Source organism: Oleiphilus sp. HI0079, assembly GCF_001635105.1.
Window position 1 is genome coordinate 1 of sequence record NZ_LWFT01001417.1, and the last position, 632, is coordinate 632.

General features: G+C 45.7%; 1 protein-coding gene. It reads right to left on the minus strand.

Going from position 1 to position 632, the window contains the following annotated elements; translation table 11 throughout:
• Positions 1-632 (minus strand): copper-binding protein (locus tag A3750_RS24470; RefSeq protein ID WP_197475294.1); only part of this gene is annotated, 632 nt, incomplete at both ends.

A 632-nucleotide genomic window follows, 5' to 3' on the forward strand; every position in this document is an offset into this window, starting at 1 on the left:
ACATATTCATTTCTGGCCACTCCCACTCAGGAATTGGTTCATGAACAACCTGCAGCATATTCATATCGAGCATTACGTCCCGTATGATCCCGTTTGATTTAACGGCGCCTTGAGGTAGCTTCTGTGTTTGTTTTGAATGCTGCATCACAGCTTGGTCACCCAAGGCTGTAATTTGGTAGTCCCAGTCGCCGGTTTTCCTCAGAATGAAGTCGACCGTTGCTCCTTCAGTGAATGAATTTGGTTCGATGCTGTCGGCGAAACCAAAGTCCATTTTCATGGTAGGCCAATCCCATTCAGTTATTGGCTCATGGGTGATGGTGACCATGCCCATTTCAGGCATAACTTTCTCAATAACACCTTTGGTTAAGACTTCTTGTGCCATTTTATCGGGTTCGGCCATTTCGGAGGGGTTATTCAGTTGTTGTTCCATTCTTTTGAATTCAGCCTCTACGTAAGACTCTGAATCAATCAAAAACTGCGCAGCAATGACGACGCTCTCACCCTCAGAAAGACCGTTAAGTATCTCGATCACAGCGTTGTCATTTGCAGCGGATAATCCTTCGTAACCAATTTTAATAGGGACCGACTGATAACGGCCTTCTCCTAACGCTTTGACTACACGGTTATGGCGG